The sequence below is a fragment of the Actinomycetospora sp. NBRC 106378 genome (genome assembly GCF_030269685.1).
Classification (GTDB): Bacteria; Actinomycetota; Actinomycetes; order Mycobacteriales; family Pseudonocardiaceae; genus Actinomycetospora.
Window position 1 is genome coordinate 1 of the sequence record NZ_BSTT01000018.1, and the last position, 19,956, is coordinate 19,956.

Here is a 19,956-nt window from a genome sequence, read left to right on the forward strand (position 1 = left end):
GGCCGCCGGTGCCCGGCACAGCTCGCGCTGGCCCATCAGGGGCAGTCACATGGAGAGCCAGAGCACCGACGACCAGGATCCCGACCACCGCAACAGCGGCACCACCGACCCTGACACTGAGGGTCACGTGGGGCAGGTCCCGGGGCCGCGCGGCCTGCCTGGTGTGCCTCTCGTGCTCGGGCCGGCCCCGCCCCGGAGCAGGTGACGCCGCCCCCGTCGGCGGGAAGCCCACGGGGCGCGCCCGTAGGCTGAGCGCGATCCGACGACATCGCACCGCGCGGGGAGGCCCGAGGTACGTGCAACGCTGGCGCGGCCGTGACGGCGTGCCCCCGGGCTGGGGTCGCTGCGTAGTGACCATCGGCGTGTTCGACGGGGTGCACCGCGGTCACCAACTGCTCATCGGCCACGCGGTCGAGCGGGCCCGGGAGCTCGGGGGCCTGCCGACCACGCTCATCACCTTCGACCCGCACCCCAGCGAGGTGCTGCGCCCCGGCTCGCACCCGGCGCAGCTCACGACGCTCGCGCGCCGCGCCGACCTGGTCGCGGGGCTCGGTGTCGACGCGTTCTGGGTGCTGCCGTTCACCACCGACTTCGCGCGGGTCGAGGCCGACGAGTTCGTCCACGAGCTGCTGGTGGACCGGCTGCACGCGTCGGCGGTGGTGGTCGGGAAGAACTTCACCTACGGCTACCGCGCGGCCGGGGACGTCCCGGAGCTGGAGCGGCTCGGCCAGCGGTTCGGGTTCGAGGCGATCGGACTGGACCTGGTCGCCGACGGAGATCGGGGACGGACCGTGACCTACTCGTCGACCTACATCCGCAGCTGCATCGCCGCGGGCGACGTCGAGGCCGCCGCCGACGCGCTCGGGCGCCCGCACCGCGTCGAGGGCGTCGTGGTCAAGGGCGACCAGCGCGGTCGCGACCTCGGCTACCCCACCGCGAACGTCGCCGCCACGGCCCACGCCGCGATCCCGGCCGACGGCGTCTACGCCGGCTGGTTCATCCGCGGTGACGAGAAGCTGCCGACCGCGGTGTCGGTCGGGACCAACCCCACCTTCTCCGGCCAGCACCGGACCGTGGAGGCGTTCGTCCTCGACCACACCGAGGACTTCTACGGGCAGCGGGTCGGCGTCGAGTTCGTCGCCCGGGTGCGGGGCCAGGAGCGCTTCGACTCGATCGAGGAGCTCATCACGGCCATGGACGGCGACGTCGCGAACACCCGCAAGCTCCTCGGGATCTAGTGCGTCTGTTCGTCGCGGTGTTCCCGGACGAGGCGGTGAACGTCGCCGTCGACGGGGTGGTCGCGGGTCTCGACGACGCCTGGCGACCGGTCGCACGCGCGCGCCGACACGTGACCCTGCGGTTCCTCCCCGACGCCGACCCCGACGAGGTCGCGGACGACCTGCGCCGGGGACTCGACGGCGCGGCCACCACCGACCTGCACTGCGCCGGGGCCGGCGTCTTCGGGACGGCGCTGTGGCTCGGGGTCCGTCCCGACAGGGATCCGGAGCAGCACGCCGACAGGGGGTCGACCTGGGCCGACCTGCTCCGGGCCGTCGGCACCGACCCCGCCGAGCACGTCGCCCACCTGACCGTGGCGCGGGGGAGCGGCCCGGTGCCCGACGCGCTGCATGACCACCACGGTCCGCGATGGCGCCCGGACGCGGTCGCCCTCGTGGCGAGCGGGACGCCGTACCGGGTGCTCGAACGGTTCCCGCTGGTCGGCGCGACGGGCGCCGACGAGGCTGTCGGAGGTCACCGGTAGACTCATCCTCGTTCCGGCTGCGGTCCGTGGCGGCCGGGCACCGAGAGCGCGGGAGAACGCGGCCATCCGCCGCACCCGCCGTCGGGAAGACACACGGTACCGGGCGGAGTCCCGGGTACGACGACGTAGACACGAGGAGCACCACCGACGTGGCCCTGACCACCGAGCAGAAGAAGTCGATCCTCTCCGAGTACGGCGTGCACACCACCGACACGGGGTCTCCCGAGGCCCAGGTGGCGCTGCTGACGAAGCGGATCACCCAGCTCACCGAGCACCTGAAGATGCACAAGCACGACCACCACTCCCGCCGCGGCCTGCTGCTGCTGGTGGGCCGTCGCCGCCGGCTGCTGAAGTACGTGGCCTCGGTGGACATCTCGCGCTACCGGTCGCTCATCGAGCGCCTCGGCCTGCGCCGCTGATCTCCCGGGCCGCCCGCGACACGTCGCGGGCGGCCCGATCTGCATTTCCACACCTGAACACGAGCCCCGCCGCCGTCGCCCCACCCGGGGAGGACCCGGTCCTCGACAGTGGCTCCCGGAACGAGCGTCCGGGCGCTTCGATCGAAGACCGGTCACGTCACCAGGTGGGAGGCGCGGGACTCGCCTCACCGTTCCCTCTGGAGGAACCCACCCATGGCGAATTCCGCCACCCCTGCCGTCGTCGACACCGAGACCGGGGTCCACGAGACCACCGCCGTCCTCGACAACGGCACCTACGGCAGCCGCACGATCCGCTTCGAGTCGGGCCGCCTGGCCCGGCAGGCCGCGGGCGCCGTCGTCGCGTACCTCGACGAGGAGACGATGCTCCTCTCGGCCACCACGGCGTCGAAGCGGCCGAAGGACAACTTCGACTTCTTCCCGCTGACCGTGGACGTCGAGGAGCGGATGTACGCCGTCGGGCGCATCCCCGGATCGTTCTTCCGTCGCGAGGGCCGCCCGTCGACCGACGCGATCCTCACCTGCCGTCTGATCGACCGCCCCCTGCGCCCGACGTTCGCCGCGAACCTGCGCAACGAGGTCCAGGTCGTCGTCACGGTCCAGAGCCTGGACCCGAACGACCCGTACGACGTCCTCGCGATCAACGCCGCGTCGGCCTCCACCCAGATCTCCGGCCTGCCCTTCGAGGGTCCGGTCGGCGCCACCCGCGTCGCCCTGATCGACGGGCAGTGGGTCGCGTTCCCCACGTGGGAGCAGCTCGAGAACGCCGTGTTCGACATGGTGATCGCGGGCTCGATCACCTCGGACGGCACCGACGTCGCGATCTCCATGGTCGAGGCCGAGGCCACCGACAAGGCCGTCGCGCTCGTCGCCGGGGGCGCCCAGGCGCCCACCGAGGAGATCGTGGCCGCCGGCATGGAGGCCGCGAAGCCGTTCCTGCGCACGCTCTGCGAGGCGCAGCAGAACCTCTACACCTCGCTCGGGACGACGACGAAGGACTACCCGACCTTCCCGCCGTACCAGTCCGACGTGCTCGACGCCGTCACCTCCGCCGCCGGCGACGAGCTGGACAAGGCCCTCGCGATCGCGGGCAAGCAGGAGCGCGACGCCGCCCAGGACGCGGTCAAGGAGCGTCTGGTCACCGAGCTCGCCCCGAAGTTCGAGGGCCGCGAGAAGGAGATCGGCGAGGCGTTCCGGTCGCTGACGAAGTCGACCGTCCGGAAGAAGATCCTCACCGAGGGCTTCCGCATCGACGGCCGCGGCGTCACCGACATCCGGCCGCTGGCCGCCGAGGTCGAGGTCATCCCGCGGGCGCACGGCTCGGCACTGTTCGAGCGCGGTGAGACCCAGATCCTGGGCGTCACCACGCTGAACATGCTGCGCATGGAGCAGTCGATCGACTCCCTCACGCCGGAGACGACGAAGCGCTACATGCACCACTACAACTTCCCGCCGTTCTCCACCGGCGAGACCGGGCGCGTCGGCTCGCCGAAGCGCCGCGAGATCGGCCACGGCGCGCTCGCCGAGCGCGCGCTGGTCCCGGTCCTGCCGACCCGCGAGGAGTTCCCCTACGCGATCCGGCAGGTCTCCGAGGCCCTCGGCTCCAACGGCTCGACGTCGATGGGCTCGGTCTGCGCCTCGACGATGTCGCTGCTCAACGCCGGCGTGCCGCTGAAGGCCCCGGTCGCGGGGATCGCCATGGGCCTCGTCTCCGGCGAGGTCGACGGCCAGGAGACCTTCGTCGCCCTCACCGACATCCTCGGCGCCGAGGACGCGTTCGGTGACATGGACTTCAAGGTCGCCGGCACCAAGGACTTCGTGACGGCGCTGCAGCTCGACACGAAGCTCGACGGCATCCCCTCGGAGGTCCTCGCGAAGGCCCTCACCCAGGCCCGCGGCGCCCGCCTCGCGATCCTCGACGTCATGGCCGAGGCCATCGACACGCCGGACGAGATGAGCGAGTTCGCCCCGCGCATCACCACGGTGAAGGTGCCGGTCGACAAGATCGGCGAGGTCATCGGCCCGAAGGGCAAGATGATCAACTCGATCACCGAGGAGACCGGCGCCGACATCTCCATCGAGGACGACGGCACGATCTACGTCGGCGCGGCCGACGGGCCGAGCGCCCAGGCGGCGGTCGACCGGATCAACGCCATCGCGAACCCGCAGATGCCGAAGATCGGCGAGCGCTACCTCGGCACCGTCGTCAAGACGGCCGCCTTCGGCGCGTTCGTCTCGCTGGTGCCGGGCCGCGACGGCCTCGTCCACATCTCGAAGCTGGGTGGCGGCAAGCGGATCGGCAAGGTCGAGGACGTGGTCAACGTCGGCGACAAGATCCGCGTCGAGATCACCGACATCGACAACCGCGGCAAGATCAGCCTGCTCCCGGTCAAGGAGGAGGATGCCGCCGCCGAGTCGAACGGCGCCCCGCAGGGCACCGGCGCCGAGGGCGCCGGCGCGGCCCCGGCCGAGGAGGCCTCCTCCGGCGCGATCGGCGGTCGCTCCTGACCGGCGGGAGACGGAGCCGAGCGGAGCTCGACCACTCGTCGGGTCTGCTCGGTCCCGACGGCGGGCTCGCGACCACCGAGCACCCGGGTCCCGGCGTGGCACGCACGGTGCTGCCCGGGGGCCTGCGGGTGGTCACCGAGCACGTCGCCGGGGCCCGGTCGGCCGCGGTCGGCCTCTGGGTGGACGTGGGGTCGCGCGACGAGCCGGGGTTCGACCCGGCCGCGCGCGGCGCCGCGCACTTCCTCGAGCACCTGCTGTTCAAGGGGACGCCGCGGCGCACCGCCCGGGAGATCGCGGAGGCGATCGACGCCGTCGGCGGTGACCTCAACGCGTTCACCTCCAAGGAGCACACCTGCTTCTACGCGCACGTGCTCGACTCGGACCTGGCGTTGGCGGTCGACGTGGTGTGCGACGTCGTGCTCAACGGCGTGATGGACCCGGCGGACGTGGAGCTCGAGCGCGACGTCGTCCTCTCCGAGATCGCGGGGCGGGACGACGACCCCGAGGATCTGCTCGCCGACGACTTCGACGACCTCCTGCTGGGCGACCATCCGTTGGGTGGGCCGGTGGTGGGCTCGGAGGAGTCGGTCGGCGACATGACCCGCGACGTCCTCGCCCGCTTCCACGGCGCGCACTACGTACCGTCGCGGTCGGTGCTGGCCGTCGCGGGCAACGTGTCGCACGCCGAGGTGCTCGAGGCGGTCGCGGCGGCGTTCGGCGACCGCCTGACCGGGCAGGCCGCCGCGGCGGCCGCCCGGCCGGGCGCACCCGCCGTCGTGCTGGCGCCACCGGACCGGCTCTCCGTGCGGGAGGACGACACCGAGCAGTCCCACCTGATGCTGGGCGTGCCGTCGCTGCGGCGCGGCGACCCGCGGTGGGAGGCGCAGCTGGTGGCGTCGACCGTCCTCGGCGGCGGGACGAGCTCCCGGCTGTTCCAGGAGGTCCGGGAACGCCGCGGGTTGGCCTACTCGGTGTACTCGGCGGCCACCGGCTACTCCGACCTGGGCGTGCTCAACGTCTACGTCGGCTGTGCGCCCGAACGCCTCGGGACGGCGGCGGGCGTGCTGCGCACCCAGCTGGCCGAGCTCGCCCGGCACGGGATCACCGAGGCCGAGCTCATCCGCGCGCAGGGGCAGCTGCGGGGCGAGTACGTCCTCGGGCTGGAGGACACGCCGTCGCGGATGAGCTGGCTCGGCCGCCGCGAGCTCGACGGTCCCGCCGCCCCGCTCGACCTCGGCGAGGCCCTGGCCCGGGTGCAGGCCGTGACCGTCGACGACGTCGCCGCGGTGGCCTCCGAGCTGTTCACCACGCCGGTCACCGCGGCCGTCGTCGGGCCCTACGCTGACGTCGACGATCTTCCCGACGAGGTGCGTGAGGTGGGTACGTGACGGTCCGTGTGGGCGTGCTGGGGGCCCGGGGACGTATGGGGTCCGAGGTCTGCCGGGTCGTCGAGGAGGCGGACGACCTCGAGCTGGTGGCGACCGTCGACGAGGGCGACCCGATCTCGGCGCTCGCCGACTCCGGCGCCCAGGTCGCGGTCGACTTCACCCACCCGTCGGCGGTGGCCGACAACGTGCGTTTCCTGATCGACCACGGCATCCACGGTGTCGTCGGCACCAGCGGCATGACGACGGAGGTCCTCGACGACCTGCGCGGGCGTCTCGACGGCGCGTCGGGCCTGGGTCTCATGGTCGTCCCGAACTTCGGGATCGGCGCCGTGCTGATGATGCGGTTCGCGGCGCAGGCGGCGCGGTTCTACGACTCGGTCGAGATCGTCGAGCTGCACCACCCGAAGAAGGCCGACGCCCCGTCGGGCACGGCGACCCGGACCGCGCAGATGATCGGTGAGGCGCGGACGGCGGCCGGACTCGGGCCGGGGCCGGACGCCACCACCCACGATCCCGACCACGCCCGGGGCGCCACCGTGGACGGCGTGCACGTGCACGCGGTGCGGATGGCCGGCCTGGTCGCGCACCAGGAGGTCCTGCTCGGCTCGGAGGGCGAGACCCTGACGATCCGGCACGACTCGTTCGACCGCGCGTCCTTCATGCCGGGCGTGCTGCTCGCGGTGCGCTCGGTGGTCTCCCGGCCCGGCCTGACGATCGGGCTGGAGTCGGTGCTCGACCTGGACTAGTCCCCACTGAACGAACGGCACTCTCGCGCACGTAGACACTGCGAGAGTGCCGTTCGTGCAGAAGGGGGTGCCGCCGTTCAGAGCAGCGGCAGGCCCAGGTCCTCGGCGGTCGGGCGGACGGCGAACTCCAGGTCCAGCGGGCCGCCGATCCGCACCTCGCGCAACGGGCGACCGCCGGCGTCGAGGGTGCGCACCGTGCCGTCGGGCTCCCACCCGGCCCGCGCGTAGAACGCCCGCGACGCCGCGTCCCGCTCGGGCACCCAGGTGACGCCCCGGGTCGCGCCCGCGGCGCGCAGGGCGTCGGCCGCGGTGACCAGCAGGCGCCCCCCGTGGCCGCGGCGGCCCCACCGCGGCGAGACGAGCAGCGTCGCGACCAGGCCGACCGACCCGGCGTCGTCGGGAACCGTGCCGACGGCGTCGGCGAGGTCGTCGGGCGACGCCGGCCCGGCCAGGGCGAACCCGGCGACCGCGTCCCCCTCGGTGGCCACGAGCAGGCCGTCGACGGCGCGCTCCCACGCGGCGGTGACGGCCTCGTCGTCGAACCCCTCGGTGAGCCCGGTCGGCAGGAAGCCGGCCCAGGCGGTCGTCCAGACCTCCCGCTGCACCGCGGTGACGGCGGCGGCGTCGTCGGGGGTGGCCGGGCGGACGTGCGCGATCGCCATGACACGACACTAGGACGCGCATCACGCCCCGACGGCGACCCCACCCGCCGTCCGGAATGATCACGAATGACGCATACCGCCGAGAGACAGGGAGACACCGTGTCCGTCACCGACGAGATGCTGGCCGCCAACGAGTCGTTCGCTGCGGGTTTCAGCGACGGCGGGCAGCCCGGGCCGCCGTCGCGCCACGTCGCCGTGGTCGCCTGCATGGACGCCCGCCTCGACGTCTACCGCACCCTCGGACTCGGTCCGGGCGAGGCGCACGTCATCCGCAACGCGGGCGGGGTCGTCACCGACGACGTCCTGCGCTCGCTGACGATCAGCCAGCGCAAGCTGAAGACCACCGAGGTCGTCCTGGTCCACCACACGAAGTGCGGCATGGCGACCTTCGACGACGACGAGTTCGTCGGCGAGCTCGAGAACGAGTGCGGGCAGAAGCCGTCCTGGGCGCCGGGCGCCTTCGCCGACACCGAGCAGGACCTGCGCGACTCTATGGCCGCGGTCCGCTCCTGTCCCTTCCTCCTGCACACCGACGCGGTGCGCGGCTTCGTCTACGACGTCGACGCCGGGACGCTCACCGAGGTCTCGTAGGGCGTCACGCCGGGCGCGGCAGCGGCAGGGCGGGCGGCTCGTCGTCGGCGAGCCGCACCGCCGCGGCGGGGTGCTCGACGAGGGCGAGCACGCGCGAGGACATGAACCGGGCGGTGCGCACCGGCGTGCCGCCGCGGGTCACCTCGCTGACCTCGACGACGCCGCGCCCGTGCGCGACCTCCACCCGACGGCCGGCGCGGGTGGCCTGCACGTCCCAGCTGCGGGTCGTGCCGCCGGCGTCCACGACGATCTCGACGCGATCTCCGATCATGGGTCCTCCTTCAGCGTTCTCCCTGGTCAACGCCGGTGCGGGCAGCTCCATTCCGGTGGTTGTCGGGGGTGGCTGGCAGGATCGCGGGCGTGCGATCACCGGAGCGGATGGGGGCGGCTGCGGCGCGACGGGCGGTGCTGGGGGCACAGGGGCTCGACGCCCCGCCGCGCCCCGGCCCCCCGAACCGCGGGGCGCTGACGCGCCTCGTCCGCCACCTCGGGCTGCTCCAGCTCGACTCGGTGAATGTCGCCGTGCGGGCGCACTACGCGCCGGTGTTCGCACGCCTGGGGAGCTACGACCGGGACACCCTCGACGCGCTCGCCTGGCCGCAGACGGCGGCCGACCGGCGGCGCCGGGCGCTCGTCGAGTTCTGGGCCCACGAGGCGAGCCTCGTCCCGGTGGAGGACTGGCCGCTGCTTCGCTGGCGGATGCGGGACAACACCGCGCGCACCAGCCGCTGGCTCGGCAACGCGATGGACCACCGGCCGGACATCCTCGACGCCGTGCACGACGTGGTCGCCGCGCACGGCCCGCTCGAGGCCCGGGAGGTCGAGGCCGTGCTCGGCGACGGCGGGGAACGCCGCGCCCGCGCGCACGGCGGCTGGTGGCACCGCTCGGACGTCAAGGTCGCCTGCGAGCACCTCTTCGCGACGGGGGTCCTGACGACGGGGACGCGGCGCGGCTTCCGCCGGGCCTACGCGGTCAGCGAGGACGTCATCCCGCCCGAGGTGCTCGCGGAGCATCCCGACCGTGCGGAGTCGATGCGGCAGCTCACCCTCCGGGCCGCCGCGGCGCACGGCGTGGCCACGGAGCCCGACCTGCGCGACCACTACCGGCTGCCGCCCGCGGAGAGCCGGGTGGCGGTCACCGAGCTGGTCGACGCCGGGGAGCTCGAGGAGGTCGAGGTCGCCGGGTGGGGCGCTCCTGCCTACCGGCTGCCCGGGACGCGGGTGCCGCGGAGGGTCACCGGGCGGGCGCTGCTCGCGCCGTTCGACCCGCTGATCTGGTTCCGGCCCCGCACCGAACGCATCTTCGGGTTCACCTACCGGATCGGCATCTACACCCCGGCCGAGCAGCGCACGCACGGCTACTACGTCTTCCCGTTCCTGCTCGACGGGCAGCTGGTCGGGCGCGTCGACCTCAAGACCGACCGGGCGGCGGGCGTCCTGCGGGTGCCGGCCGCGTTCGCCGAGCCGGAGTGCGCCGAGCGCGGGGCCGACGAGGACCGGGTGGCGGCGGAACTGGCCGGGGCGCTGCGCGACATGGCGGGTTGGCTCGGGGTGGACGACGTCGTGGTCGAGGGTGGTCCGCTCGCGCCCGCGCTGAGCCGGGCCCTGCTGCGCGACGACGCCGTCGGGGGTGCTCCTCCCGTGTCGCGCCGCGGCGGGGTGCTCGCGGCGCTGCCGGCCGAGCCCGGTGAGCCCTAGGAGGTCGGGTGGATGAAGCGGACGCCGGTGGGCAGGCCACCGGTCCGCGAGGTGCGGGCGAGCACGGCGAGGAGGGTCTCGCGGAACGCCTCGGCCGCGCGTGTGGGGGCGACGTCGGTGCGGTGGGCCAGCACGATCGTGCGGTGGGTCCAGCCGCTGCCGTCGAGCCGGGTGGTGTGCAGCCCCGTGCGGCCGGTGAGCACGAGGCTGGGCACGATCGCCACGCCGAGGCCGCGCTCGACCATGCGCAGCACGGCGTCCATCTCCCCGCCCTCCACGGCGACCCGTGGCGTCACCCCGGCCGCGGCGCACGCGGAGAGCACCGCCTCCCGCAGCTCGTAGCCCGGCCGGTTGAGCACCAGCGGGTGCCGGGCGATCTCGGCGATCCCGGCGTGGTCGCCGAGCACCTCGTCGAGGGGGGCCCGCCCCGCGGTGGCGGAGACCGCCACCAGCTCCTCGCGCAGCACCGGGGTGAGCGCGAGCGGGACCCCGGCAGGACCGGTCGTCGGGAACCCGTCGGCCTGGTGGATGACCAGCGCGAGATCCAGCTGCCCGTCCTCCAGGTCGCCGACGAGGTCCCGCGAGCCGCCCTCGGAGATCTGCAGCGAGATGCCCGGGTAGGAGTCGTGGAAGACCGCGAGGACGTCGGCGACGACGCTCACGCAGAGGGACGGCGTGGCCCCCAGCCGCAGGCGTCCACGGCGGAGATCGGCGAGTTCGGCGATCTCCAACCGGGCGGTCTCGACGTCGGCCACGATGCGCCGCGCGAGCGGCAGGAGGGTCTCGCCCGCCGATGTGAGTGTGACGTGGTCCCTACCCCGCGTGAACAAGGTCTCACCGAGATCATCTTCCAGGGCCTGGACCTGTCGGCTCAGCGTGGGCTGCGCGACCCGCGTCTCCGCCGCTGCCTGCACGAACCGTCCCGTGTCCGCCACAGCGAGGAAGTAGATGAGCTGTTTGAGGGTCACCTCAATAGCTTAGGTGCATCGCTGAACCGACTTGCATGCATTGGCAGTCGGCGTGTTCGGGGGCTTAGCGTGTCGCCGTGGTCCTGACCCAGCAGCGCAACATCGTGACGAGGACGTGGGGTTCCTCCGTCGGCAAGAAGTTCGTCATGGCCGTGACGGGCGTCATCTTCTTGCTGTTCGTGATCGCCCACATGATCGGCAACCTGAAGATCTTCTTCGGGCAGGAGACGTTCGACGCGTACTCCGAACACCTCCGGACGCTCGGCGCCGAGATCTTCGGCTACTCCGGCGTCCTGTGGATCATCCGCGTCGTCCTGCTCGCGTCCGTCGCGCTGCACATGGTTGCGGCCTTCAGCCTCTGGTACAAGGCGAAGCGCGCGCGGCCGGTCGGGTACCAGCACAAGGGGCACCAGGGCAGCTACGCGGCCCGCACCATGCGCTGGGGCGGCGTGATCATCGCGCTGTTCGTGATCTGGCACATCCTCGACCTGACGACGGGGACGGTGAACCCGGACCCGGCGGGCGGCGCCTACGGCCGCCTGGTGGCGAGCTTCGACCGGCCGATCGTCGCGATCTTCTACATCCTCGCGATGGTCGCCCTGAGCTTCCACATTTCCCATGGTTTGTGGTCGGGCATCCAGACGTTGGGCGGCAACAGCGCCGTCAAGCAGCACGCATTGAAGACGTTCTCGATCGTCGTCGGCGTCGTGATCGCCGTCGGGTTCGCGATCATCCCGGTGTCCGTCATGTTCGGTCTGGTGAGGTGACCATGTCAGAGCTGCAGCAGGAGCCGACAGCGGTGCAGGGCGAGGGCCGCTGGTTGCTCGGCGACCCGATCGCCGACGACCGCGCGCCCGACAGCCCGATCGGCGACCGGTGGAGCGACCGCAAGTTCTCCGCCCGGCTGGTGAACCCGGCCAACCGCCGCAAGATGACGGCGATCATCGTCGGCACGGGGCTCGCGGGCGGCGCCGCCGCCGCGACGCTCGGCGAGGCCGGCTACCACGTCAAGTCGTTCTGCTTCCAGGACTCGCCGCGGCGCGCGCACTCGATCGCCGCGCAGGGCGGGATCAACGCCGCGAAGAACTACCGCAACGACGGCGACTCGGTGCACCGGCTGTTCTACGACACGGTCAAGGGCGGCGACTTCCGCTCCCGCGAGTCGAACGTGCACCGCCTGGCCGAGGCCAGCGTCAACATCATCGACCAGTGCGTCGCCCAGGGCGTGCCGTTCGCCCGCGAGTACTCGGGCCTGCTCGACACCCGCTCCTTCGGTGGCACGCAGGTGTCGCGCACGTTCTACGCCCGCGGCCAGACGGGGCAGCAGCTGCTCATCGGCGCCTACTCCGCCCTCGAGCGGCAGATCGCGGCCGGCACCGTCGAGATGCACCCGCGCACGGAGATGCTGGACCTGATCGTCGCCGACGGTCGCGCCCGCGGGATCGTCACGCGCAGCATCCTGACCGGGAAGATCGAGACGCACCTGGCCGACGTCGTCGTGCTCTGCACGGGCGGCTACGGCAACGTCTACTACCTGTCGACGAACGCCAAGGGCTCGAACGTCACGGCGGCCTGGCGGGCGCACAAGCGGGGCGCGCTCTTCGCGAACCCCTGCTACACGCAGATCCACCCGACCTGCATCCCGGTCTCCGGCGACTACCAGTCGAAGCTGACCCTGATGTCGGAGTCGCTGCGCAACGACGGCCGCGTCTGGGTGCCGAAGGAGCGCGGCGACAGCCGTCCGCCGAACTCCATCCCCGAGGAGGAGCGGGATTACTACCTCGAGCGCCAGTACCCGGCGTTCGGGAACCTGGTCCCGCGCGACATCGCCTCGCGCGCCGCGAAGAACATGTGCGACGCCGAGCAGGGTGTCGGCCCGGGCGGCCTCGGCGTCTACCTCGACTTCAAGGACGCCATCGGGCGTCTCGGCCGCCACGCGGTCGAGGCCAAGTACGGCAACCTCTTCGAGATGTACCAGCGCATCACCGGGGACGACCCGTACGAGGTCCCGATGCGCATCTACCCGGCGATCCACTACACGATGGGCGGGCTGTGGGTCGACTACGACCTGCGCTCGACCATCCCGGGCCTGTTCGTGGGCGGGGAGGCCAACTTCTCCGACCACGGCGCGAACCGCCTCGGCGCCTCGGCGCTGATGCAGGGCCTCGCCGACGGGTACTTCGTGCTCCCGACGACGGTCCCGAACTACCTCGCCGACGGGCCCTTCGACCCGATCGACGAGAGCCACCCCGCCGTCGTCGAGGCCGTCGAGTCCACCAAGGGCCGCATCGACAAGCTGCTCTCGGCGAACGGCAACCGCACCGTCGACTCGTTCCACCGCGAGCTGGGCCAGCTCATCTGGGACCAGTGCGGCATGGCGCGCAGCAAAGAGGGGCTGGAGAAGGCCCTCGACCGGCTGCCGTCGCTGCGCGAGGAGTTCTGGCGCGACGTCAAGATCGTGGGCACCGGCGACGGGTTCAACCAGTCGCTGGAGAAGGCCGGTCGCGTCGCCGACTTCCTCGAGCTCGGTGAGCTCATGTGCACCGACGCCCTCCACCGCGAGGAGTCGTGCGGCGGTCACTTCCGGGTCGAGCACCAGACCGAGGACGGCGAGGCGCAGCGCGACGACGAGAACTTCGCGTACGTCGCGGCCTGGGAGTACGGCGGCGAGAAGCCCGGCTCCAAGCCGATCCTGCACAAGGAGGACCTCGAGTTCTCCTACGTCCACCCGAGCCAGCGGAGCTACAAGTGAGAATCACGCTGCGCGTCTGGCGTCAGAAGAACGCCGACGCCAAGGGCAAGATGGAGAAGTACAAGCTCGACGACGTCGAGGAGGACATGTCCTTCCTCGAGATGCTCGACGTGCTGAACGAGAAGCTGATCCTCGCCGGCGAGGACCCGGTCTCGTTCGACCACGACTGCCGCGAGGGCATCTGCGGTTCGTGCGCGATGGTCATCAACGGGACCCCGCACGGCCCGCAGAAGAACACCACGACGTGCCAGCTGCACATGCGGCACTTCAAGGACGGCGACACGATCGACGTCGAGCCGTGGCGGGCCCGGGCGTTCCCGGTGATCAAGGACCTGGTGACCGACCGGTCGGCCTTCGACCAGATCATCCAGGCCGGCGGCTACGTCAGCGTCAACACCGGCTCGGCGCCCGAGGCGCACGCGACCCCGGTCGACAAGGTCTCGGCGGACGACGCGTTCGACGCCGCGACCTGCATCGGCTGCGGCGCCTGCGTCGCGGCGTGCCCGAACGGCAGCTCGATGCTGTTCACCTCGGCGAAGGTCACGCACCTCGGCCTGCTCCCGCAGGGGCAGCCCGAGCGCCAGACCCGCGCGATCTCGATGCTGGCCAAGCAGGACGAGCTCGACTTCGGTGGTTGCACCAACGTCGGCGCCTGCGCGGAGGTCTGCCCGAAGGGCATTCCGCTGGCCTCGATCTCGCGGCTGAACCACGACGTCCTCGGTGCCACCCTCGCGGGGGCGCGCGCGGACTAGCTCGACCCGCTGTGAACGAACGGCACTCTCGCGCACATCGATGCTGCGAGAGTGCCGTTCGCGCGTTCAGGCGCCCGCGCGGACCACGCGGGTGTCGCCCGCCGCGGCGCGGCCGCGGATGTGCACCGTTCCCGACGACGGGTCCGCCTCCGGTCGGGTGGCGGTCACCGGCAGGTCCGACGCCGCCGTGCCCGCCGCCGAGCGGAGGTCGACCGAGGCGTCGACCCCGGCGTGGACGCCCACCCGCACCGAGCCCGCACCGGTCGTCAGGTCGAGGTCGCCGGACGAGGCGTCCCGGACGGTGATGTCCCCGCTGCCGCAGCGCACGGCGAGGTCGGCCGCGACCCGGCCGGCGGTGACCGAGCCGCTGCCGGTCACGACCTCGACGCCCGCGTGCACCTCGTCGAGGAACACGTCACCGGCGCCGCCGGTGACGCGCAGCGAGCCCTCGACCCGCCCGACCGTCACGTCCCCGGCGCCGCACTTGACCCGCGAGCGTGTGGTGACGCGGTCGAGCGAGACCGCGCCGGTGGTCCCGATCTCCACGGCGCCGGGCCGGCCCGCGACGTCGACCGGTGCCGCGCCCGCCCGCACCGTCACCGCCGACGTCTCCGGCGCGTGCACCGTCACGGCCAGCGGGACGGTGCGCAGCGCGACCTCCCGGGGCGAACGGACGTGCAGCCGTCCGTCGACCCATTCCACGGTCGTCTCGGCCACGGCCCGTTCGGCCCGCTCCTCGGGTGTCTCGTCGCGGCGCACCCCGAGGCCCGAGATCGCACCCAGGTCGAACCCGAAGCGGCGCTCCAGCCCGCCGGCGGCGTCGACCAGACCCGCGAGGCCCTGCACCCAGCCGGGCGCGCCCTCGCGATCGGCCACGACCTCGACGCGCACCTCCCCGGCCGCATCCAGCCGGACGTCCACGCGCCCGGCGTCGATCTCCACCAGCAGCTCGGCCGGACCCGCGGCGATGAAGCGTTCCTGACGCGTGCTCATCCCCGCACCCACCCGGAGACGCCCGAGCCGCCGTCGTCGGGACCGTCGTCCGGCTTCTCCCCGGGACCGGAGCCGGCGTCCGGGGCCGGCGGCGGCTCGGGTGCCTCGCCGGACCGGCGCTGCGGGTCCCAGGCGCCCTCCCAGCGGCGGCGGCCGTGCTGGCCGAGGTTGTCGCGCAGCGCGCCCTGGACGGCCTGGGAGATCCAGGAGTTCAGCGACATGCCCTGGGCGGCGGCGGCCTGCTCGGCCTGGCCCTTGATCTGGTCGACCAGGCGCAGGGTCATGCGGGAGATGTCGCCCATGTCGGCACCCCGGCCTGCGGCACCGGGGGCGTCGAAACCGGGGCGGCGGAACGGGCCGCCGGGCCCGGCGAACGGGCTCGCGGACGGGCCGGCGAAGAACCCGGACGCGGGCTCCTCCGCGGCCTCGGGCCCGCCCTCCTCGCGGTCGACGACCACCTCCACCTCGCGGCCGCGCAGGCGCAGCGAGACGGAGCGGTCGCCGAGCTTCTCCGAGATCTCGGTGGTGAGGTCGGACAGGGCGTTCTGCAGGGCGAGGCGGACGGCGGGCTCGAGGGCCCCGGCCAGCGCGGTGCCGGCCCGGGCGGTCTGCTCGTCGCCCACGGAGGCCGCCGCGGCGAGGTCGTCCCGCAACGCGGTGACGTAGGGCGTGAGGTCCATGCCACCACAGTGACACCAGAGCGACACCACCACAAGCGATTCCGCCGTCGGCGGACACCACGGGTGGTGTCAGAAGTCCTGCGGGTCCGCGTGGTAGCCCCCGGACCCCGAGGAGGCCGCCATCCGACGGAGCGAGACGCGGCGCGCGAGACGGATCGCCGGACGGATCATCAGCTGGGCACTGCCCACGACGAACAGCCACACCCCGACGTCCTTGGGCGCGATCTCCTCGAACCACGAGAAGAAGAAGAACGAGCCGACGAAGAACTCGATCGCGATGAGGACGTCGTTGACGATGCTCGCCGTCTCGTAGCGGTCGCGGATGGTGATCTCGCGTCCCGCGAGCGAGATCGTGATGTTCGGGTCGTTCGGGTCGTCGGGCACCGGGGGCGTCGCCATGTGCGGGTAACGCCCGATCACGGGGGCCGGTTACCGTGGGCCCGTGGCCCAGACCGTGACGCCCCGGGTGCAGTTGATCGCCAAGACCGAGTTCGTCCCGCCGGCCGACGTGCCGTGGGAGACCGACACCGACGGCGGTCAGGCGCTGGCGGAGTTCGCGGGGCGGGCCTGCTACCAGTCGTGGAGCAAGCCGAACCCGGCGACGGCCACCAACGCGGGCTACCTGCGCCACATCCTCGAGGTGGGGCACCTCTCGGTGCTCGAGCACGGCACGGTGAGCTTCTACCTCACCGGGATGTCGCGGAGCCTCACCCACGAGCTCATCCGCCACCGGCACTTCTCGTACTCGCAGCTCTCGCAGCGCTACGTGCCGGAGTCGGACGCGGCGATGGTCGAGCCCGCCGTCATCGCGGAGGACCCCGAGCTGCACGCGCTGTTCGAGGAGGCCTCGGCGGCCGCGCTCGCCTCCTACGAGAAGCTGCTGGCCGGGCTGGAGGAGCGGTTCGCCGACGAGCCCAACCGCACCCTGCGCCGCAAGCAGGCCCGGCAGGCCGCCCGCGCGGTGCTGCCGAACGCCACCGAGACCCGCATCGTCGTCACCGGCAACTACCGCGCCTGGCGGCACTTCATCGCGATGCGTGCCTCGGAGCACGCCGACGTCGAGATCCGAGACCTCGCGATCGCGTGCCTCGAGGCGCTCCAGGCCGAGGTGCCCAACGTGTTCGCCGACTTCGTCGTCAGCGAGCTGCCCGGCGGGTCGCGCGTCGCGTCCAGCCCCTTCGTCGCCGAGGGGTAGGCGCCGAGGGGTAGACCGCCCGGCGGACCGGGTAGGGAACGCGCATGAGTGGAGCATCAGCCGCGGCCGCCGAGCGCAACGCCCTCGCCGACTCGCTGCTGCGTGAGGGACCCGACGCGCCGACCCTCTGCGGGGACTGGACCACCCGCGACCTCCTCGCCCACCTGGTGATCCGTGAGCGCCGGCCCGACGCCGCGCCCGGCATCCTCATCAAGCCGCTGTCGTTCTGGACCGAGCGGGTCCAGGCCCGCGCGGCGGCCCAGGACTACGGGACGAACATCGCCGCGATCCGCAGCGGCCCGCCGCTGTGGAGCCCGCTGGCGATCCCCTTCCTCGTCGGCGTGGACGTGCAGGAGTACTTCATCCACCACGAGGACGTGCGGCGTGCCCAGGAGGGCTGGTCGCCCCGGCCCGCCGACGACGAGCGGGACGGCATCCTCTGGTCGCAGCTCGGACTCCTGGGACGGATGGCCTACCGGTCGAGCCCGGTGGGGGTGACGCTGCAGCGCCCGGACGGGGCGGAGCACGCCGTGAAGAGCGGCCCGCGCACCGTGACGATCCTCGGCGAGCCCGGCGAGCTGCTGCTGTTCACCGCCGGCCGGGAGCAGGCCGTGGTGTCGTTCTCCGGCGAGCCCGCCGACGTGGCGGCCGTGAAGGGCACCGACCGCGGGTTCTGACGACGCCTCCGGACGGGTGACGGTCGCCGACCTCACCGCGCAGGCCCGACCGGTGCGCCGCACGGCAGGGCTCCTCGCGGTACGGTGAGATCGGCATGACTGCGAACGTGGACCCCGGCCCGAGGCGGCCGACGAGGCGCGACGCCGGTCATCGCCACCACACACGTCCCGCGGCTGCCGAGCAGCCGCACCCGCGGGCGGCTGCCCGCGCGCCCGGCGTCGTGAACACGCCTGCCGGGAGCCGCCCCCCGATTAGGAGGAACCCATCTCCCACGCCATGACCGAGGTCGCCCGGTGAGTCGATCGACCGCGCAGCGCCGCCGCAACGGCGGCGGCCAGCAACAACAGCAACAACAGCAGCAGACGCAGCAGACGCAGGCCCCGAAGCACGACCACGACTGCGGCGCGACCGGGACCCCGACCCAGTCGGTGCCCGCCCCCGACGCCCACCCGAAGCCGCTCGCCCAGGGGGCCCTGCGCGTCGTCGCGCTCGGCGGTGTCGGCGAGGTCGGCCGCAACATGACGGTGCTGGAGTACGGCGGCCGCATGCTGATCGTCGACTGCGGCGTGCTCTTCCCCTCGGAGGACTCGCCCGGCGTCGACCTGATCCTGCCCGACTTCCGCGCCATCGAGGACCGGCTCGACGACGTCGACGCCCTGGTGCTCACGCACGGGCACGAGGACCACATCGGCGCGGTGCCGTTCCTGCTGCGTCAGAAGCCCGACCTGCTGATCGTCGGGTCGCGGTTCACCCTGGCGCTGGTCGAGGCGAAGTGCCGCGAGCACCGTCTCACCCCGCACCTGCTCGAGGTGCGCGAGGGCGAGCGCAGCCACTACGGGACGTTCGACTGCGAGTTCTTCGCGGTGAACCACTCGATCCCGGACGCGCTGGCCGTCGCGGTCCGCACCCCGGGCGGCACCGTGCTGCACACCGGGGACATCAAGCTCGACCAGCTGCCCCTCGACGGGCGGCTCACCGACCTCGCCGGCTTCTCCCGGCTGGGCGACGAGGGCGTCGACCTGCTGCTGATCGACTCCACGAACGCCGAGGTCCCGGGCTTCGTCACCCCGGAGCGCGACATCGCGCCGGTGATCGACGACGTGTTCCGCAAGGCCCCGAGCCGCCTCATCGTCGCCTGCTTTGCGAGCCACGTGCACCGCGTCCAGCAGGTGCTCACCGCGGCGCAGCAGCACAGGCGCAAGGTCTGCTTCACCGGCCGCTCGATGGTGCGCAACATGGGCATCGCCGCCGACCTCGGCCTGCTCGACATCCCCGAGGGCCTGCTCGTCGACCTCGACGACGCCCTGGCGATGCCCGAGCGCGACGTCGTGCTCGTCTCCACCGGGTCGCAGGGCGAGCCGCTCTCGGCCCTGGGTCGGATGGCCCGCGGCGACCACCGGCAGATCACGATCACGCCCGGCGACACGGTCGTGCTGCTGTCGTCGCTGATCCCGGGCAACGAGACCGCCGTGTTCGCGGTGATCAACGGCCTGACCCGCCTGGGCGCCGAGGTGATCCACTCCGGCGTCGCGAAGGTGCACGTCTCCGGGCACGCCAGCGCCGGTGAGCTGCTCTTCCTCTACAACGCGCTGCGCCCCCGCAACGTCATGCCGGTGCACGGCGAGTGGCGCCACCTGCGGGCCAACGCCGCGATCGCCCGGCGCACGGGCGTGCCGGCGGAGCGGGTCGTCATCGCCGAGGACGGCGTCGTGGTCGACCTCGTCGAGAAGAACGCGGCCATCGTCGGCCGCGTCGAGGTCGGGCACGTCTACGTCGACGGCAACCAGGTCGGTGACGTGGGCGAGTCGACGCTCTCCGACCGCCTCGTGCTCGGCGAGGGCGGCTTCATCGCCATCACCGTCGCCGTCGAGGCCGCCACGGGCCGGGCCGTCGCCCCGCCGCGGATCTCCGGCCGCGGGTTCTCCGACGACCCGAAGGCGCTCGAGAACGTGGTCTCGCTCGTCGAGATGGAGCTCTCGCGCACCGAGGCCGAGGGCATCACCGACACCCACCGCATCGCCCAGGCGGTCCGCCGGGTCGTCGGCAAGTGGGTCGGCGAGACCTACCGCCGTCGCCCGATGATCGTGCCGACGGTGCTGCCCGTGTGAGCTTCGCTCAGGTGAGCACTCATCCGTGCCAGGGCACG

General features: G+C 72.7%; 20 protein-coding genes. 14 read left to right on the forward strand and 6 right to left on the reverse strand.

What is annotated here, in order from left to right; all coding sequences use genetic code 11:
- The first annotated feature begins 296 nt into the window (after nucleotides 1-296).
- The 6 genes from QSK00_RS26825 to dapB all read left to right on the forward strand — a co-directional run bounded on the left by QSK00_RS26825 (nucleotide 297) and on the right by dapB (nucleotide 6,841).
- Nucleotides 297-1,238: a bifunctional riboflavin kinase/FAD synthetase gene (locus QSK00_RS26825; protein ID WP_285595933.1), complete on the forward strand. Its 942-nt coding sequence runs from the start codon at nucleotides 297-299 to the stop codon at nucleotides 1,236-1,238.
- A complete protein-coding gene (locus QSK00_RS26830) occupies nucleotides 1,238-1,762 on the forward strand; it encodes a 2'-5' RNA ligase family protein (protein WP_285595935.1) in 525 nt (174 codons plus the stop codon). The genes QSK00_RS26825 and QSK00_RS26830 overlap by 1 nt, the downstream gene beginning before the upstream one ends.
- 149 nt (nucleotides 1,763-1,911) lie before the next feature.
- Nucleotides 1,912-2,181: a 30S ribosomal protein S15 gene (gene rpsO / locus QSK00_RS26835; protein WP_285595937.1), complete on the forward strand. Its 270-nt coding sequence runs from the start codon at nucleotides 1,912-1,914 to the stop codon at nucleotides 2,179-2,181.
- Between the two features lie 213 nt (nucleotides 2,182-2,394).
- Complete coding sequence (locus tag QSK00_RS26840) at nucleotides 2,395-4,707, forward strand: polyribonucleotide nucleotidyltransferase (protein ID WP_285595939.1); 2,313 nt, start codon at nucleotides 2,395-2,397, stop codon at nucleotides 4,705-4,707.
- A gap of 95 nt (nucleotides 4,708-4,802) precedes the next feature.
- A complete protein-coding gene (locus QSK00_RS26845) occupies nucleotides 4,803-6,095 on the forward strand; it encodes a M16 family metallopeptidase (RefSeq protein WP_285595940.1) in 1,293 nt (430 codons plus the stop codon).
- Nucleotides 6,092-6,841, forward strand: a complete 750-nt coding sequence (gene dapB / locus QSK00_RS26850) for a 4-hydroxy-tetrahydrodipicolinate reductase (protein ID WP_285595942.1) — start codon at nucleotides 6,092-6,094, stop codon at nucleotides 6,839-6,841. The genes QSK00_RS26845 and dapB overlap by 4 nt, the downstream gene beginning before the upstream one ends.
- A gap of 77 nt (nucleotides 6,842-6,918) precedes the next feature.
- On the opposite strand, the gene QSK00_RS26855 is transcribed toward dapB, so the two are convergent.
- On the reverse strand, nucleotides 6,919-7,503 hold the full coding sequence (locus tag QSK00_RS26855) for a GNAT family N-acetyltransferase (RefSeq protein ID WP_285595944.1): 585 nt from the start codon (nucleotides 7,501-7,503) through the stop codon (nucleotides 6,919-6,921).
- A gap of 99 nt (nucleotides 7,504-7,602) precedes the next feature.
- On the opposite strand from QSK00_RS26855, the gene QSK00_RS26860 reads away from it, so the two are divergent.
- Nucleotides 7,603-8,094: a beta-class carbonic anhydrase gene (locus tag QSK00_RS26860; RefSeq protein ID WP_285595946.1), complete on the forward strand. Its 492-nt coding sequence runs from the start codon at nucleotides 7,603-7,605 to the stop codon at nucleotides 8,092-8,094.
- A 4-nt stretch (nucleotides 8,095-8,098) separates the two neighbouring features.
- On the opposite strand, the gene QSK00_RS26865 is transcribed toward QSK00_RS26860, so the two are convergent.
- A complete protein-coding gene (locus QSK00_RS26865) occupies nucleotides 8,099-8,365 on the reverse strand; it encodes a DUF8836 family protein (RefSeq protein ID WP_285595948.1) in 267 nt (88 codons plus the stop codon).
- 107 nt (nucleotides 8,366-8,472) lie between these two features.
- Here QSK00_RS26865 and QSK00_RS26870 point away from each other — a divergent pair, with 107 nt between their 5' ends.
- A complete protein-coding gene (locus tag QSK00_RS26870) occupies nucleotides 8,473-9,792 on the forward strand; it encodes a winged helix-turn-helix domain-containing protein (RefSeq protein WP_285596125.1) in 1,320 nt (439 codons plus the stop codon).
- Here the strand turns inward: QSK00_RS26870 and QSK00_RS26875 are convergent.
- A complete protein-coding gene (locus QSK00_RS26875; protein WP_285595950.1) occupies nucleotides 9,789-10,760 on the reverse strand; it encodes a LysR family transcriptional regulator in 972 nt (323 codons plus the stop codon). The two genes, QSK00_RS26870 and QSK00_RS26875, sit on opposite strands and share 4 nt — an antisense overlap.
- 77 nt (nucleotides 10,761-10,837) lie before the next feature.
- Here QSK00_RS26875 and QSK00_RS26880 point away from each other — a divergent pair, with 77 nt between their 5' ends.
- Genes QSK00_RS26880 through QSK00_RS26890 form a run of 3 tightly spaced genes read left to right on the forward strand, consistent with a single transcriptional unit; the run spans nucleotide 10,838 to nucleotide 14,264 of the window.
- Nucleotides 10,838-11,527: a succinate dehydrogenase cytochrome b subunit gene (locus tag QSK00_RS26880; RefSeq protein WP_285595952.1), complete on the forward strand. Its 690-nt coding sequence runs from the start codon at nucleotides 10,838-10,840 to the stop codon at nucleotides 11,525-11,527.
- Between the two features lie 2 nt (nucleotides 11,528-11,529).
- Nucleotides 11,530-13,512: a fumarate reductase/succinate dehydrogenase flavoprotein subunit gene (locus QSK00_RS26885; RefSeq protein WP_285595953.1), complete on the forward strand. Its 1,983-nt coding sequence runs from the start codon at nucleotides 11,530-11,532 to the stop codon at nucleotides 13,510-13,512.
- Nucleotides 13,509-14,264: a succinate dehydrogenase/fumarate reductase iron-sulfur subunit gene (locus tag QSK00_RS26890; RefSeq protein WP_285595955.1), complete on the forward strand. Its 756-nt coding sequence runs from the start codon at nucleotides 13,509-13,511 to the stop codon at nucleotides 14,262-14,264. Before QSK00_RS26885 ends, QSK00_RS26890 begins: the two co-directional genes overlap by 4 nt.
- A 66-nt stretch (nucleotides 14,265-14,330) precedes the next feature.
- Here the strand turns inward: QSK00_RS26890 and QSK00_RS26895 are convergent, their stop codons facing one another.
- The 3 genes from QSK00_RS26895 to QSK00_RS26905 all read right to left on the reverse strand — a co-directional run bounded on the left by QSK00_RS26895 (nucleotide 14,331) and on the right by QSK00_RS26905 (nucleotide 16,336).
- Nucleotides 14,331-15,257, reverse strand: coding sequence for a DUF4097 family beta strand repeat-containing protein (locus tag QSK00_RS26895; protein WP_285595957.1), 927 nt, complete (start codon nucleotides 15,255-15,257; stop codon nucleotides 14,331-14,333).
- On the reverse strand, nucleotides 15,254-15,937 hold the full coding sequence (locus QSK00_RS26900; protein WP_285595959.1) for a toxin-antitoxin system HicB family antitoxin: 684 nt from the start codon (nucleotides 15,935-15,937) through the stop codon (nucleotides 15,254-15,256). Before QSK00_RS26900 ends, QSK00_RS26895 begins: the two co-directional genes overlap by 4 nt.
- Before the next feature lie 69 nt (nucleotides 15,938-16,006).
- Nucleotides 16,007-16,336, reverse strand: coding sequence for a YrhK family protein (locus QSK00_RS26905; protein WP_285595961.1), 330 nt, complete (start codon nucleotides 16,334-16,336; stop codon nucleotides 16,007-16,009).
- 43 nt (nucleotides 16,337-16,379) lie between these two features.
- Between QSK00_RS26905 and thyX the strand changes: the two genes are divergently transcribed.
- The 3 genes from thyX to QSK00_RS26920 all read left to right on the forward strand — a co-directional run bounded on the left by thyX (nucleotide 16,380) and on the right by QSK00_RS26920 (nucleotide 19,918).
- Nucleotides 16,380-17,132 carry an FAD-dependent thymidylate synthase gene (gene thyX, locus QSK00_RS26910; protein WP_285595963.1) on the forward strand — a complete coding sequence of 251 codons (753 nt, stop codon included), beginning with the start codon at nucleotides 16,380-16,382 and terminating at the stop codon, nucleotides 17,130-17,132.
- A gap of 44 nt (nucleotides 17,133-17,176) precedes the next feature.
- A complete protein-coding gene (locus QSK00_RS26915) occupies nucleotides 17,177-17,809 on the forward strand; it encodes a TIGR03085 family metal-binding protein (protein ID WP_285595965.1) in 633 nt (210 codons plus the stop codon).
- A 429-nt stretch (nucleotides 17,810-18,238) separates the two neighbouring features.
- Entirely contained in the window at nucleotides 18,239-19,918 is a 1,680-nt protein-coding gene (locus QSK00_RS26920) for a ribonuclease J (protein ID WP_285596127.1), read from the forward strand.
- The last annotated feature ends 38 nt before the right edge of the window (nucleotides 19,919-19,956 follow it).

Coding starts and splice junctions, on each gene's coding strand:
- QSK00_RS26900 (WP_285595959.1), bottom strand. CDS start 15,937: ATGGACCTCACGCCCTACGTCACCGCGTTGCGGGACGACCTCGCCGCG.
- QSK00_RS26840 (WP_285595939.1), top strand. CDS start 2,395: ATGGCGAATTCCGCCACCCCTGCCGTCGTCGACACCGAGACCGGGGTC.
- QSK00_RS26870 (WP_285596125.1), top strand. CDS start 8,473: ATGGGGGCGGCTGCGGCGCGACGGGCGGTGCTGGGGGCACAGGGGCTC.
- QSK00_RS26895 (WP_285595957.1), bottom strand. CDS start 15,257: ATGAGCACGCGTCAGGAACGCTTCATCGCCGCGGGTCCGGCCGAGCTG.
- QSK00_RS26855 (WP_285595944.1), bottom strand. CDS start 7,503: ATGGCGATCGCGCACGTCCGCCCGGCCACCCCCGACGACGCCGCCGCC.
- QSK00_RS26885 (WP_285595953.1), top strand. CDS start 11,530: ATGTCAGAGCTGCAGCAGGAGCCGACAGCGGTGCAGGGCGAGGGCCGC.
- QSK00_RS26865 (WP_285595948.1), bottom strand. CDS start 8,365: ATGATCGGAGATCGCGTCGAGATCGTCGTGGACGCCGGCGGCACGACC.
- QSK00_RS26915 (WP_285595965.1), top strand. CDS start 17,177: ATGAGTGGAGCATCAGCCGCGGCCGCCGAGCGCAACGCCCTCGCCGAC.
- QSK00_RS26905 (WP_285595961.1), bottom strand. CDS start 16,336: ATGGCGACGCCCCCGGTGCCCGACGACCCGAACGACCCGAACATCACG.